The sequence below is a fragment of the Legionella sp. MW5194 genome, from assembly GCF_016864235.1.
GTDB lineage: Bacteria > Pseudomonadota > Gammaproteobacteria > Legionellales > Legionellaceae > Legionella_C.
Window position 1 is genome coordinate 2,777,390 of the sequence record NZ_CP045732.1, and the last position, 13,707, is coordinate 2,791,096.

The window sequence follows — 13,707 nt, forward strand, 5'->3', positions numbered from 1 at the left end:
CGTAGTTGGCCAATAGCCGCTTCACAAGCCTTGCGCTTGCAGTGAAATGAACCCTTATGGGGGGGTTAGTGCTGTTTTTGGCAAAAAAACATAAAAAAGTCCAAAAAGTCACTCATTTTAAACTATGCTCTAAATAGAACAAAAAAAAGGGAAAAGATGATGTTAGTCAATACCTTAAAAGACATGAGGGATTTTTTGCATGCCCAACTGTGTTATCAATTGTTCATTACGCCCATTCCCATGCCTGTTGAAAAGCAGTATCGGGCCTTTGCCGAGCGCGCCTGTGAATACATTGCCAGCAAGCGGTCAACGCTGATTGAGCGGCATTCACCGCGTCATCATGTGTTTCATCATTTTGACCAGCCTGACAATCCTGCCGCTAAAAAAATATTGATTACCCATGGCTGGATGTCGCGGGCCGCCTACATGGTAAAACTTATCCGCCATCTCCATCAGCAGGGGTATGAGGTTTATGCGCTGGATTTTCCGGCTCATGGCGAAGCCAAAGGGCTGCAATTGACCTGGACCGATGCCGTGACCATCCTCCGTGACACCATCAACCATTTTGGCCCCTTCCATGCGGCCATAGGTCATTCCTTTGGCGGCGCCATGCTGCTTAATACCCTGAATCTGGCCAATCAGTTTGACGAATGGCAACTTAAGTCTTCGCCTGAGCGCATGGTTCTCATCGCCTCTCCCACGCTCATGCGCACGCCAGTAAGCCGCTTGGCGAGGCAACTGCGCCTGAGTGGTCAGGGTTATCGCGAATTACGCAATATCTTTCGGCAGAATGCATCAACAGAAATTGAGAAACTTCATTTTCGCCATTTGGTTAATCGCAGCCAGGTTCCCATTCTTTGTATCCATGGCAGTGAAGACAGCACGATTCATCCTGTCGAATCCATTCGTTTTTGCCAACAATACCCCCATGCCGCGTTAAAAATTATTCCGGGCATTGACCACGTTGAAGTGCTGATTGATTCCCGTGTGGAACAGGAAGTCAGCCATTTTCTGGCCTAATCCAGCGTGCGGCGGTAGCGTTTATAACCAATGGCCATCATCACCACGGCAAACAGCATGATGGGGATGGTTTCCTGCCAGACGTCCCAAAAGCCGTTTCCTTTCAGTAGAATTCCTCGCACAATGATGAGGAAATGAGTCAGGGGCAGAATCGATCCTACCCATTGCGCCCACTCCGGCATGCCCTGAAAGGGGAACATGAAACCGGATAACAAAATAGAGGGCAAAAAGAAAAACATCGCACTTTGGGCCGCCTGCAACTGCGTTGACGCCATGGTAGAGAAGGTTAATCCCATGACCAGATTAGCGAAGATAAAAGGCAGACAACAGATCATCAGCAGCAGGATGCTGCCTTCCATGGGCACACCGAATAACAATTTGGCCAGTATCAAAATAATCAGAGCCTGCAGGTAACCCACGATTATATACGGCAGCAGCTTGCCGATCATCACTTCCAAAGGACTCACCGGGGTGGCCAGCAGATTCTCCATGGTACCCAGTTCGTATTCACGGGTGATGACCAGTGCGGTCACCACCACCAGCGTCATCGTCATCACTACCCCGAGCAAGCCGGGAACAATGTTGTAGGAGGTAATCGCCAAAGGATTATAAATGGTATGAACCTGAGGCTGATAAGGCGGGATTTTCGGGCTTAGGCTTGCCAGCGGACCGGTTAATTCTTTCTTTAACACCAGCGAGGCCAATTCAACAAAGACATTCACAGCCCGACTGGTTGCCGCCGGATCCGTGGCATCGGCTTCGAGTAACAACACCGGCCTTAGCCCCTTGGCCAAATCACGGGAGAAATTTGGCGGAAAATTAATCACAAACTGCACTTTGCCGCGTTTGAGCAAACGATAGGCCTCTTCTTCAGTCAGGGCAGGCGCTACGAATTTAAAGTAAGTGGAATTTTCCATGCCGCTTAAAATGCGGCGGGTCAACGGACTGGGATCATTATTGACGATGGCGGTAGGCAAATGGCGGGGGTTGTTGTTGATGGCAAAGCCAAACAGGATGAGTTGCAGCAGGGGAATAAAAAGAATCATGCCGAACGTGGCCTTATCACGCCGCATTTCAATGAATTCTTTGACCATGATGCCAATGAGTCCGGAGGCAAACGGGGTTTTCATTGCGTTTTTCCTTCCGATTGTTTGACTAAGCTGATGAAAGCGTCCTCCAGAGTGGGTTCAATTGCCTCCCAACGTATGGAGTAGCGTGCGGCCAGTTGACTCAGTTCGTTTTCCACGCGCTTTTTGTCATAGCCGCACACATGGATGCGGCTACCGAATAAAGCGGATTGCACAATACCTTGCAATTGTTTGGTTTCCTGCAATAAGCGGGTGGTCACTTCGCCTGAAATCTCCCAGGTACCGAGTTGGGTCGTGGCGATCACTTCATCTACCGTGCCCGTCACCAGTAAATCGCCATAGGCCAGATAAGCGAGACGGGTACAGCGCTCTGCTTCATCCATGTAATGGGTAGACACCAGCGTGGTAATGCCCTGTTCGCTCAAACTGTGAATTTTATCCCAGAATTCCCGTCTTGCGATGGGGTCTACCCCCGCTGTCGGTTCATCCAGCAACAGCAAATCAGGATCATGCAACAGGCAGGCAGCCAGCGCCACACGCTGTTTCCAGCCCCCCGATAATTGCCGGGTTAATTGATTGCGGCGGGGGGTTAATTCCAACTCCTCCATCGCCTGCTCAACCCGTTCTTTGCGTTTATCGACGCCATACACCCGAGCGACAAAATTCAAATTCTCCTCGATGGTCAAATCCAGGTAGTAACTGAATTTTTGAGTCATGTAGCCGACGTGTTGCTTTATTTTTTTGGATTCCGTAAGAATGTCATAGCCTAAGCATTGACCCTCCCCCTTGTCCGGAGTTAATAACCCGCACAACATCCGGATGGTGGTGGTTTTACCGCTGCCATTGGGTCCAAGAAAACCAAAGACTTCGCCGCGTTTAACCAGCATGTCAATGCCGTTGACGGCGATTTTGCCAGCAAAGGATTTTGTTAAATTGTGGACATCAATAATGGCATCCCTTGTCATCGTAACAACACCGTCACGGGCTGACCCGGTTTAAAGGCATGGAAATTGTCAAACCGGGCCTGCACGCGAAAAACCAGTTTGTCGTAATTCTCGCGGCTATAGATGAGGGGCGGCGCGTATTCCGCTTCCGGTGCGATATAGCTGATTAGCGCCGTGTTGTCAGGCTGACAACTACTGCAGGTAAAATTAATTTTTTTACCGATGCTCATACGCGCCAATTCCTCTACTGGCACGTAAAATTCAATGTGAACATTTTCAGGCGTGAGCAAGGATACCACCGCCTGCTGCGCACCAACAAACTCCCCCGGGCGGTAATAGGTATCAAAAATCACCCCGGCTGCAGGCGCATGCACTGTTTTTTGCGCCAATTGCCACTTGGCTTCATTGAGCTTTGCCGCGATCGCCTGAATCTGCGCTTCCTGCGCCTTGATCTGGTCGCTGCGGCTGCCCATCTTTGCCAGCGTTAAATTGGCCTCATACTGATCCCTTAACTTTTTCTGCTGATCATAGGTGGCAAGAATCTCATCAAGACGATCTTTTTCAATGGCATTTTTCTGATAAAGGCTCTGGTAGCGCTTCACCCGGATTTCCGTCAGTTTTATCTGGGCGTTCACTTGTTCAATCTGCGCCTCAATGGCCTCTACCTCTGGGGCACGGCGCGGATTTTTTAAATCCTTAAGCAGACTTTTGGCCTGTTCCAGATCACTGGCGTATTGCTTAATCACCTGTGCCTGCGGCTCGGGATCGAGTTGAAAAAGCCGTTGACCTTTAGTCACCGCCTGGCCGCGTTTAACCAGCAATTGTTGCAGAATGCCTGAATTGGGTGAGGCCAGGTAAATATTATCGCCTTCGACATAACCCTGGTAATGCCGCTCGCCGGAATGGCCGCAGCTTAGCAGGAGAAGGGTCAGGACAATAATCGCGTAATGGTTGATTTTCATAGCGTTTCAAGTTTAAAGCCTCGTTTGAGTATAATGAATTGCCACTGAACTTGCAGCTATTCCTGCTAAATCCTGTGCTTGGCAGGTTGCCCTTCTGCCCATTTCTGCCTACCATTTAATTTTCCTGTAGCGTTATGGCTTGTCTCTTTGGCCTGCTAAAATGGATTTTCCGGTATTGCTAATCAGCGATTGGTCTTTCAAAGGATAATGACATGAAATTCGATTTGATTGTTCTTGGCGGCGGTAGTGGCGGCATGGCCAGTGCCGTACGGGCGGCGAAACACGGTGCTAACGTGGCCGTGGTTGAACAGCAGTATCTCGGTGGCACCTGCGTTAACTTGGGCTGCGTACCTAAAAAAATGATGTACAACAGCGCCAACATTGTAGAAACTTTACGTAAATCGATTGATTACGGTTTTGCACCGACCAATATCCGCTTAAATTGGCAAACCCTGGTGCAAAAGCGCAATGCCTATGTCGCCAGTCTGCGGGAAATTTATGGCAAGCGCTTCAGTCAATACAAAATGACGCTTCTAAGCGGCACAGGGTTTTTTGTTGATGCCCATACCATTGAGGTGGCAGGCGAGCACTATAGCGCTCCGCACATCATCATCGCCACCGGCGGTGAGCCCAGCATGCCGACTGATTTGCCAGGAATTGAGCATGCCATCAATTCCGATGGTTTTTTTGATTTAGCCGACAAACCCCAAAAGGCTGCCGTCATCGGCAGCGGCTACATTGGTGTGGAATTAGCAGGCATTCTTCAAAGCTTAGGCACAGAAACCCACTTGTTAATCCGCGGAGAAACCCCGTTGAGCCGTTTTGATGCCCTGCTAGGCGACACCTTGATGCAGATTATGCGGCAACAGGGCCTGCATGTGCATGTCAATCATCACGCCAAGGAAATCAAAACCGATAGTCAGGGTAAAAAAATCATCGTCTGCAAAAGCGGCTCGGTCATTGACACGCTGGATACCGTCATTGCCGCCGTTGGGCGCTCCCCCCGTACAGCCCATTTAAACCTCGACACCATCGGTGTGACAATGGATGCTCGCGGTTTAATCACGGTCGACAAATACCAGAATACATCCGTGGAAGGGATCTACGCCATCGGTGATGTGATTAACGCCCCGGCCCTGACCCCTGTCGCCATTGCAGCCGGCCGCCGCCTCTGCGACAGGCTGTTTGGCGGTGAAAAAGAAGCCCACTTAAATTACGACAACATCCCGTCCGTGGTCTTTAGCCACCCTCCCATTGGCAGTGTGGGACTCAGCGAGGCAGACGCTGTCAGCAAGTTCGGTAAAGACACCATCAAAGTCTACAGTACCCGTTTTAATCCTATGTTTGATGCATTCAGCAGTGAAAAAACACCCACGGCGATGAAACTCGTCACTTACGGTAAAGAGGAACGCATCGTCGGCCTGCACGTCATTGGTTATGGAGCGGATGAAATGCTGCAGGGATTCGCGGTTGCTGTTAAAATGGGCGCCTGCAAACGCGATTTTGACAACACGGTCGCCATCCATCCGACCAGTGCCGAAGAATTAGTAACCATGGTGTAAAAATGAATCCTGCTGTACGCCCCTATCTTGATCATGTCCCGGTACTTGGCCAGGACGTTTATGTCGACCCCACCGCCGCCGTGATTGGCCGGGTGCAGTTGGGCAACCATGTCTCCGTCTGGCCCATGGCGGTGATTCGCGGCGATGTGAATACAATCACCGTGGGTGATGATTGCAACATTCAGGATGCCGCGATATTACACGTCACCCATGACGGTCCGTTCACGCCCGGCGGACAACCGCTCGTGCTTGGCAAAGGCATCACGGTAGGGCATCGAGCGGTGCTTCATGCCTGCCAGATTGACGATTACTGTCTTATTGGCATGGGCGTGCTCATTCTTGATGGCGTTCACATTGAACACCATGTGCTCATTGGCGCCGGCAGTGTCGTACCCCCCGGCAAACGCCTGGAGAGCGGCTTTCTTTATCTTGGCAATCCCGTGAAGGCCATTCGCCCGCTGTCAGAGGAGGAATTGCGCCATCTGGATTACTCCGCTGCGCATTATGTGCGGCTGAAAAACAATTATTTAACCCCTTAAGCCATCAACAGGTAAGGAAACTGCTGGTGCAGCAATTCACAGACTTTTTGCTGGTGCGCTTTGCTTTTCAGAATCAGCAAGACCGTATCATCTCCGGCGATGGTTCCAAGAATACCCGAGTCGGAAGGCTCCTGTGCGCTGAATGACACGTATTTGCGATCCAGATAATAGGCAAGACTGCTGGCATTGCCGGGATGGGTTTGCAACACAATGAGACCAAAATCGGAAACCTGACAATTCAATACCAGCGGCAGCCCCGGCTGATGGTAATCAATGACCTTGTAAAATCCGGCCACTTTGGCAATTTTCATTTTTTTCAAACGCCGCGACAAGGTCGCCTGGGGAATATCATAGCCTCTTTTTTTCAAACTCTGCTGCAAATCACTCTGCTCGGCAATCACTTCGGTTTGCACAATGTTCACGATTAAATCATCAATAATCTCGTCATGGGACAAGCGCTTCTCCTTGCATATGTATCAAATAAAAATGGAATTATATTCAATTTTAATTGACAGTACAAATGCCGGTCTGTATATTCAAAAAATGATTAAATTTTGGATATAAATTCGATGAAGTGGTATTTTTATTTTATTTTAATGCTTGCGTTTGCTTTTGTTTCTGGCTGCGAACAGCATGAAGCAAGCGATGAACTGCATTTTTCAACCTCCGCAGAATATCCACCCTTTGAATACGTGGATCATGGCGAACTCAAAGGCTTTGACATGGATTTAGCCAGACTTATCGCCCAAGAAATGGGAAAGACGGCGGTTTTCGACAACATGCAATTCAGCACGGTGCTGCCGGCGGTCACCTCCGGTCAGGATGATGCCGCCATTGCTACCATAACCATCACCGATGATCGCCAGAAAAACGTTGACTTTTCGACACCCTATTATTTCGAGGGTATGGCGGCGGTTTACCCTGACAGCCAGCCGGTCACCCAAGCATCCCAGTTGGCTGGCAAAAAAATCGCGGTGCAGCTGGGTTCAGTCATGGAAATTTGGGTAAGGCAGGCCTTTCCTCAAGCCCGGATAACAGCCCTGGATAACAACAATCAGGCGGTTGAAGCCTTGATTGCCGGTCATGTCGACGTGGTGCTCATGGATGGTGTGCAGGGGCGAGTGTTCAGCCAAAAGAACCCAGGCTTATCCTACCGCCTCGTCGGCCAGGCAAAACAGGGTTATGGCATTGCGGTAAAAAAAGGCTCCCCCTTGACGGCGCAAATCAATCAGGCGCTTAAACGCTTAGCGGAAAAAGGCGAGATTCAAAAACTGAAAGCACACTGGTTTAAGGAGACGCTATGAACGAATTGAGCCAGAATGTATGGTTTGTGGGCCAGGGCATTACCCTCACCCTGCAACTGCTCGCTGGAGGAATTACTCTCGGCCTGGTGCTGGGAAGTGTGTGGGCTATCTGCCGCTATTACCACTTCGCCAGTTGGAGCATTAACCGGCTGATTTCGATTCTGCGCGGCACACCGCTGATTTTACAGTTAAGTCTGATTTATTTCTCAGCGCCAGCCCTAACCGGAGTAAGACCCGGCATTTTGGCCGCAGGCATTCTTGCTTTCGGGCTTAACAGTTCTGCCTATTTTGCCGAAATCCTGCGCGCCGGTATTGAGAATTTACCAAAAGGACAATTTGAAGCCGCAGCCACACTTAAAATTCCCACGTTTTACCTTTGGAAAGACATTATTTTACCCCAGGTGACCCGGGCGATTTTTCCAGCGATCATTAATGAAATCATTGCGCTGCTGAAAGAAACCGCCTTGATCTCAACCATCGGCGGCATGGATTTAATGCGTAACGCCCAATCGCTGGCAGCCCAGCAATTTACTTATTTCATGCCCTTGTGCATTGCCGGTTGCTACTACTACAGCCTGGTCCTGTTCATTGAATGGCTTGGCAAAACGATTGAAAAACGAGGTGTCTATGATACAAATCACTAATGCCTGCAAACAATTCGGCAAAACCACCGTTTTGAATCAAATCAATTTAACCATAGCCGCCAACAGCGTTGTCGGCCTTGCCGGTCCTTCCGGCAGCGGTAAATCGACCTTGTTGCGTTGTATACAGCAACTTGAAAAACTCGACCGCGGCGGCATTGAATTAGCGGGTAAAAGCGGATTTATGTTTCAGGATTTTCAACTGTTTCCGCACATGACGGTTCTTGATAATCTGGTTTATGCACCAAGCCTTCATGAAAAAGGCATCAATCACGAAGGCCGCGCATTGGAACTACTGGCGGTATTAGGGCTTGAATCAAAAGCCCATGCTTTTCCGCAGCAATTGTCCGGCGGACAAAAGCAGCGTGTGGCTCTGGCGAGAAGCCTGATGATGAAACCGGATTTACTGCTTTGCGACGAGCCAACATCCGGTTTGGACAGAGGCAGCATGAATGATGTCGCCGCCTTGCTGAATCAGGTGAAAGGAATGAACGTCACCATGGTGATTGCCTCCCATGATTTACCTTTCTTAACCGGCATCGCTGAACGCGTGGTGGTCATTAACCAGGGCAATCTGATTGCGGATTTAATGACCGCTGACTTAATCGACCCGATAGCCGCCCTGCAAACGTATTACTAGGAGATAACATGAAAAAAACAATCAATAAAATTGCCCTCGCCTATTCAGGGGGGCTCGATACGTCCGTCATGATTCCCTGGCTTAAGGACCATGTGCGCGGTGCTGAGGTCATTGCGGTGATTTGCGATCTCGGCCAACAGGAAAATCTGACTGCCATTAAGGAAAAGGCGCTCAAAAGCGGGGCCTCTCAAGCGTTCGTTGTCAACGTGCAGAATGAATTCGTCACGGATTACCTTTGGCCATTGGTCAAATCCGGCGCCCTTTACGAAGAACAATACATACTGGGGACCATTTCCAGGCCGCTCATTGCTCAGAAACTGGTGGAAATTGCCTTGGCCCAAAACGCCGATGCCATTGCTCATGGCGCTACCGGCAAGGGCAATGATCAGGTGCGCTTTGAATACACGGTCAAAGCTTTGGCTCCGCAACTGGAAATCATTGCACCCTGGCGGCACTGGGAAATCAAATCGCGCCAGCAAGCCATTGAGTACGCCAAAGCCCATGGCATCGAGGTGCCGGTAACGCCCAAGGCCCCTTATTCTCGCGATCACAACATTTGGTATATCTCGCACGAAGGCGGAGTGATTGAAGATCCGGCAGCGGCCATGCCTGACGATGTCCTGCTCATGACCTCCCCCCTTGAGCAAACCCCGAATGAGGCCGCGACGGTCACGCTCGACTTTGAGCAGGGAGTGCCCACAGCAATCAATGGTAAAAAAGCACCCCCTGTTCATCTCCTGCAGCAACTTAATGAATTGGCGGGGCAACACGGCATCGGCGTTGCCGACATCGTTGAAAATCGCCTGGTGGGCATGAAAATCCGCGGTATTTATGAAGCACCTGCCGCAGCGGTGATCTACAAAGCGCACAAAATGCTTGAAAGCCTGTGCCTGGATCGGCATACCCTGCACCTTAAACAATCCCTGCAGCAGCAGTATGCCAATTTAGTGTATGAAGGACGCTGGTTCTCCCCCAGTAAAAAAGCCCTGGATGCCTTTATTGCCGTCACCCAGCAGCATGTCAGCGGCAGCGTGAAATTAAAACTGTTCAAAGGCAATATCATTCCCTGCGGCATGCAATCGCCATTCAGCCTGCATAATCCCGCGTTGGCCACTTTTGAAGAGGACAGCATCTACAATCAGAAAGACGCCGAAGGCTTTATCAATTTGTTCTCGCTGTCAGCCAAAGTGTATGGCCTCGTGCATCAAGGAGGACAAGATGACCAATAAAACCTGGGGTGGACGGTTTACACAGGCACTGGATGCGCGCGTCAATGCCTTTAATGCCTCCCTGCCCTTTGATCAGGCACTTTTTAAACAGGACATCGCAGGCAGCCGTGCTCATGCCGCCATGTTGACCCGACAGGGCCTGCTGACCGCCGAAGAAGGCGCCGCCATCGACAAAGCCCTTGAGGAAATAGCTGAACAGCTTGAACAGGAGCTGCCTGTCCTTGACAATGGCAGTGAAGACATCCACATGTTCATTGAGCAACGGCTGATTGGAAAGCTGGGCGATGCCGGCAAAAAATTGCATACCGGACGCAGCCGCAATGATCAGATCGCTCTGGATCTGCGATTGTACTGCCGCGATGCCGGCCAGCAACTGACGCGTGAACTTGACGTGCTGATTACCTGCTTAAGCGAGATGGCTAAGCAGTACCAGGACAACTGGATGCCCGGGTATACGCATCTGCAACAGGCCCAACCCGTTCGTTTAGGCACTTATTTTGGTGCTTATCAGAGCATGTTTGAGCGCGATAAAAGCCGTCTTGACGATTGGTTCAAACGCATGAATTATTCGCCCCTGGGTGCCGGCGCCCTGGCAGGCAGCAGTCTGCCGCTTGATCGCGAATGGGTAGCATCCCGGCTTGGATTTGACGGCGTGGTGACCAACACCCTGGATGCGGTCAGCGATCGTGATTTTGTCATTGAACTGGTCAGTGTGGCGACGCTTGCCATGATGCATCTGTCGAGGCTCTGTGAGGATTTGATTCTATGGGCAACCAGCGAGTTTCATTTCATAACACTGAGTGATGCCTTTGCCACCGGCTCGTCGTTAATGCCCAATAAAAAGAACCCCGATGTGCTTGAACTCATTCGCGGCAAAAGCGGGCGGGTTTACGGCCATTTAATGGGACTTCTCACCATGATGAAAGGCTTGCCGCTGGCGTATAACAAGGACATGCAGGAGGATAAGGAAGCGCTGTTTGACACGGTGAATACGCTCAATGCCTGCTTAACCATCATGCCCCTCTTTCTCAAAAGCCTCACCTTCAATACCGCCTTGATGAAAGAAAAAGCAGAAAGCGGTTACCTCGATGCCACCCGGGTGCTTGAATCCCTGGTGCTTGGCGGCATGCCGTTTCGTGACGCGCACCATCAAGTCGGACTCTGGGTTGCCGAGGCAGAAGCGAAACAGTGCTCTCTAAGCGACTTATTAAAGGAGAATAAACATGTCCCTTCCTAAACCCGTTTCCGACACCCTGGTGAGCGCGCAGGCGGACGCTTCGCCCATTACCGAAGTCACCCCCAATACGTTTGTCATTAATCTGCAACAAGCCATATTCGGATTGGAAGCCGGTGTCAGCGGGGGGACTGCGTCGCTTTGGCAGCATGAGAAAAACAGCCGGCCCCTGTCGCCTGGCAAGCATTTGCTCACCGGGATGGAGTTCAATCGTGATGACGTCCAGCTGATTCTCAATCAGGCGCAAGCAATTAAACAGACGCCAGCCTTTTATCGCCAGGCATTAGCCAATAAAAGCCTGGCGATGATTTTTGAGAAACCCTCATTCCGCACCCGTTTAAGCTTCAGCATGGCGATCCAAAGCTTGGGCGGTATGGCTATTGAAAGCATCAGCACGACACGCAAGCAGGAAACCCCCGCCGACATGGCGCGTGTATTAAATGGCTATGCTGATTTTATCATGGTTCGTACCCATGACGATGACACGCTGGCCGACATGGCGAAGCACGCCGCAGTTCCTGTCATTAACGGCCTTTCAGCCCTGCATCACCCCTGCCAGATTTTTGCCGATTTACTGACCCTTAAGGAGCACTTTCATGCGCTTGAAGGATTAACGCTCGCCTATGTGGGCGACGGCAATAATATCCTTCACAGCCTGATGCTGCTGGCGCCGCAGCTGGGCATCACCATTCATTATTGCTGCCCTCCGCGCCGACAACCGGATGCCAGCCTGTCCGCACTCGCCCAAAGCCGTTACCCTGAGCAGATTAAAGCCTTCCGTCATCCCAGTGACGCGGTACGCCAGGTTCAGGCCGTTTATACTGATGTCTGGACCAGCATGGGATTTGAAGCGGGGGATGAGGACGAATTTGCAGGTTTTCAGGTGAACGAGACGCTGATGGAAATGGCCGATGCGGCGGCTGTGTTTATGCATTGCATGCCCATGGAGCGAGGAAAGGAGGTATCCAACACCTTGCCGGACAGCCCCTCCTCCGTTATTTTCAGACAGAGTGAAAACCGTCTGCATGTGCAGAAAGCCTTGCTCCTCTACCTGGCATCTCCGGACTAGCGGTGTCTGCCGAATGAGCTATAGTTAAATGAGTTTATAAAGCAAGGGAACCGACATGATGATACGGACATTGTCTCTGGGCCTTTTAGCCGCGTTAACCTGGCCAGGTTATGCCAATCCACCAACGTCTATACAAACGGCCGATGCGGCACCGGCTACCCGGACCATTGAAGTCATACGTGGCCGCACCATCTCGGCGAGTGATTTGTCACAAATTGCCGATGTGGCCTCCGCCCGCAACCAGAAAGGCGGTTCAGTGTCTCTGGATGCTAACGAATATGAAATTGGTTCATTCACCAATACCACCATCACAGTGGTGCCGCCAGGCGGCGGCCCGGCTGACGTGATTACTCTCGATCTGAAACCCAAACAGCTGAATTAGCTGTTCGGGTCCATTTCTTTCTGAATGGTTTTAGCCATGTGTAAATGATGGTTAACCACTTTGCGTGTCAGTTCAAGGTGATTTTTTAACTGCGGATTAGTCACTTGTTTTAAATAGTGATTATCAATGATAAGCAGTGCTTTGGTGTGATCCTTGACCATCGCGTCAATGTAGGCTTTTTGAAAGGCTTCATTGCTTAACGCGCTGAGCGAGTCCAGTTCTTTTTTACCCTCCTGTTTTAAAGAGACGACCAAGGCGGTCTGAGCGGGACGCAGGTTATGTTCTGATACAATGCGCAGCGTATCAGCTAAATTGTTGGAATGATCTTTCTGCATGGACTTGGCATAATGCGCCACGCTTTGATTTAAATTTTTTTCGAAGGCCTTTTTCGCTGCAGCCAACTCATTGTTATTTAAAACAATTAAAAACGCGATGATTTCAGTGTCCCGGTTTTGAGCCTGATTGGCCACGTGTGCGGCGCTGGAGGTGGTGTCTTGATTACTGGAATCATTTAAAGCGAGTGCGGGTAATGAAAACATTAAACACAAAGAAAGGATCAGCTTGTTCATTGTAAAATCCTTATTAAGTCTTAAAAAAATTCCAGGCCAGATGGCCTGGAATGAATCCCGTTATGGTTATTATTTATTGTCTTTTGCGCTGGCACCACGACCGCCTTGTTGACCGGTGCCCTGTTTGTCATCCTGTTGCTTTTCGCCTCGCTCACTGCGTTCGGATTGATTCCTCTTCCCTTCCTGAGCGTGGCGACCTTTCTGGCTGTTCATTTGTTCAACCTGGCTCATCACACGCTCACTGCTCTCACGAACATTGGATGACAGCGACATCATGTTTTTTTCAACAATTTGAAAAGCTTCCTGCATAAAGTCTAATGATTTGTGGGCGTTTGCGATGAAACACTCCATGTTCTTCTCAAACCATTCCTGAGGTCTTATGCGTGAAAGTTCTTCAGGTTTTAAGTAAGCGAAATCGTTCAAAGTCCGCATTTGCAATTCGGTCAACTCAATGAATGGTCTTTGAAAATGAGCAAAAAAATTGGCAGGTATCTCTCTGATTACATCCCTGTTCATTTGACTCT

General features: G+C 50.2%; 16 protein-coding genes. 10 read left to right on the top strand and 6 right to left on the bottom strand.

Annotation, left to right across the window (positions count from 1 at the left end):
• Positions 1 to 159 precede the first annotated feature (159 nt).
• Entirely contained in the window at positions 160 to 1,020 is an 861-nt protein-coding gene (locus GH742_RS12775; protein WP_203456954.1) for an alpha/beta hydrolase, read from the top strand.
• Here the strand turns inward: GH742_RS12775 and GH742_RS12780 are convergent.
• From GH742_RS12780 to GH742_RS12790, 3 genes are read right to left on the bottom strand one after another with little or no spacing between them, the layout of a single operon-like run.
• Positions 1,017 to 2,150, bottom strand: coding sequence for an ABC transporter permease (locus tag GH742_RS12780; RefSeq protein ID WP_203455284.1), 1,134 nt, complete (start codon positions 2,148 to 2,150; stop codon positions 1,017 to 1,019). The genes GH742_RS12775 and GH742_RS12780 overlap by 4 nt on opposite strands.
• Positions 2,147 to 3,073 (bottom strand): ABC transporter ATP-binding protein, encoded by a 927-nt coding sequence (locus GH742_RS12785; protein ID WP_203455285.1) that lies wholly within the window; start codon positions 3,071 to 3,073, stop codon positions 2,147 to 2,149. The genes GH742_RS12780 and GH742_RS12785 overlap by 4 nt, the downstream gene beginning before the upstream one ends.
• Entirely contained in the window at positions 3,070 to 4,014 is a 945-nt protein-coding gene (locus tag GH742_RS12790) for an HlyD family secretion protein (RefSeq protein ID WP_203455286.1), read from the bottom strand. Before GH742_RS12790 ends, GH742_RS12785 begins: the two co-directional genes overlap by 4 nt.
• A 212-nt stretch (positions 4,015 to 4,226) precedes the next feature.
• On the opposite strand from GH742_RS12790, the gene gorA reads away from it, so the two are divergent.
• Complete coding sequence (gorA, locus tag GH742_RS12795; protein ID WP_203455287.1) at positions 4,227 to 5,576, top strand: glutathione-disulfide reductase; 1,350 nt, start codon at positions 4,227 to 4,229, stop codon at positions 5,574 to 5,576.
• Between the two features lie 2 nt (positions 5,577 to 5,578).
• Entirely contained in the window at positions 5,579 to 6,115 is a 537-nt protein-coding gene (locus GH742_RS12800) for a gamma carbonic anhydrase family protein (RefSeq protein ID WP_203455288.1), read from the top strand.
• Here GH742_RS12800 and GH742_RS12805 read toward each other — a convergent pair.
• Positions 6,112 to 6,570, bottom strand: a complete 459-nt coding sequence (locus tag GH742_RS12805; protein ID WP_203455289.1) for an ArgR family transcriptional regulator — start codon at positions 6,568 to 6,570, stop codon at positions 6,112 to 6,114. The genes GH742_RS12800 and GH742_RS12805 overlap by 4 nt on opposite strands.
• Positions 6,571 to 6,711: 141 nt before the next feature.
• Here GH742_RS12805 and GH742_RS12810 point away from each other — a divergent pair, with 141 nt between their 5' ends.
• Genes GH742_RS12810 through GH742_RS12840 form a run of 7 tightly spaced genes read left to right on the top strand, consistent with a single transcriptional unit; the run spans position 6,712 to position 12,614 of the window.
• On the top strand, positions 6,712 to 7,419 hold the full coding sequence (locus GH742_RS12810) for a substrate-binding periplasmic protein (RefSeq protein WP_370569561.1): 708 nt from the start codon (positions 6,712 to 6,714) through the stop codon (positions 7,417 to 7,419).
• The gene (locus GH742_RS12815; protein WP_203455291.1) at positions 7,416 to 8,063 is read left to right on the top strand and encodes an amino acid ABC transporter permease; all 648 of its coding nucleotides are present in this window, start codon (positions 7,416 to 7,418) and stop codon (positions 8,061 to 8,063) included. The genes GH742_RS12810 and GH742_RS12815 overlap by 4 nt, the downstream gene beginning before the upstream one ends.
• Positions 8,047 to 8,700 carry an amino acid ABC transporter ATP-binding protein gene (locus GH742_RS12820; protein WP_203455292.1) on the top strand — a complete coding sequence of 218 codons (654 nt, stop codon included), beginning with the start codon at positions 8,047 to 8,049 and terminating at the stop codon, positions 8,698 to 8,700. The genes GH742_RS12815 and GH742_RS12820 overlap by 17 nt, the downstream gene beginning before the upstream one ends.
• Positions 8,701 to 8,708: 8 nt before the next feature.
• Positions 8,709 to 9,929: an argininosuccinate synthase gene (locus GH742_RS12825; protein WP_203455293.1), complete on the top strand. Its 1,221-nt coding sequence runs from the start codon at positions 8,709 to 8,711 to the stop codon at positions 9,927 to 9,929.
• Complete coding sequence (argH, locus tag GH742_RS12830) at positions 9,919 to 11,166, top strand: argininosuccinate lyase (RefSeq protein ID WP_203455294.1); 1,248 nt, start codon at positions 9,919 to 9,921, stop codon at positions 11,164 to 11,166. Before GH742_RS12825 ends, argH begins: the two co-directional genes overlap by 11 nt.
• Positions 11,153 to 12,232, top strand: coding sequence for an ornithine carbamoyltransferase (argF, locus tag GH742_RS12835; RefSeq protein WP_203455295.1), 1,080 nt, complete (start codon positions 11,153 to 11,155; stop codon positions 12,230 to 12,232). Before argH ends, argF begins: the two co-directional genes overlap by 14 nt.
• A gap of 55 nt (positions 12,233 to 12,287) precedes the next feature.
• The gene (locus GH742_RS12840) at positions 12,288 to 12,614 is read left to right on the top strand and encodes a hypothetical protein (RefSeq protein WP_203455296.1); all 327 of its coding nucleotides are present in this window, start codon (positions 12,288 to 12,290) and stop codon (positions 12,612 to 12,614) included.
• Here the strand turns inward: GH742_RS12840 and GH742_RS12845 are convergent.
• On the bottom strand, positions 12,611 to 13,183 hold the full coding sequence (locus GH742_RS12845) for a DUF4142 domain-containing protein (RefSeq protein ID WP_203455297.1): 573 nt from the start codon (positions 13,181 to 13,183) through the stop codon (positions 12,611 to 12,613). The two genes, GH742_RS12840 and GH742_RS12845, sit on opposite strands and share 4 nt — an antisense overlap.
• A gap of 69 nt (positions 13,184 to 13,252) precedes the next feature.
• On the bottom strand, positions 13,253 to 13,699 hold the full coding sequence (locus GH742_RS12850; RefSeq protein WP_203455298.1) for a hypothetical protein: 447 nt from the start codon (positions 13,697 to 13,699) through the stop codon (positions 13,253 to 13,255).
• Positions 13,700 to 13,707 lie beyond the last annotated feature (8 nt).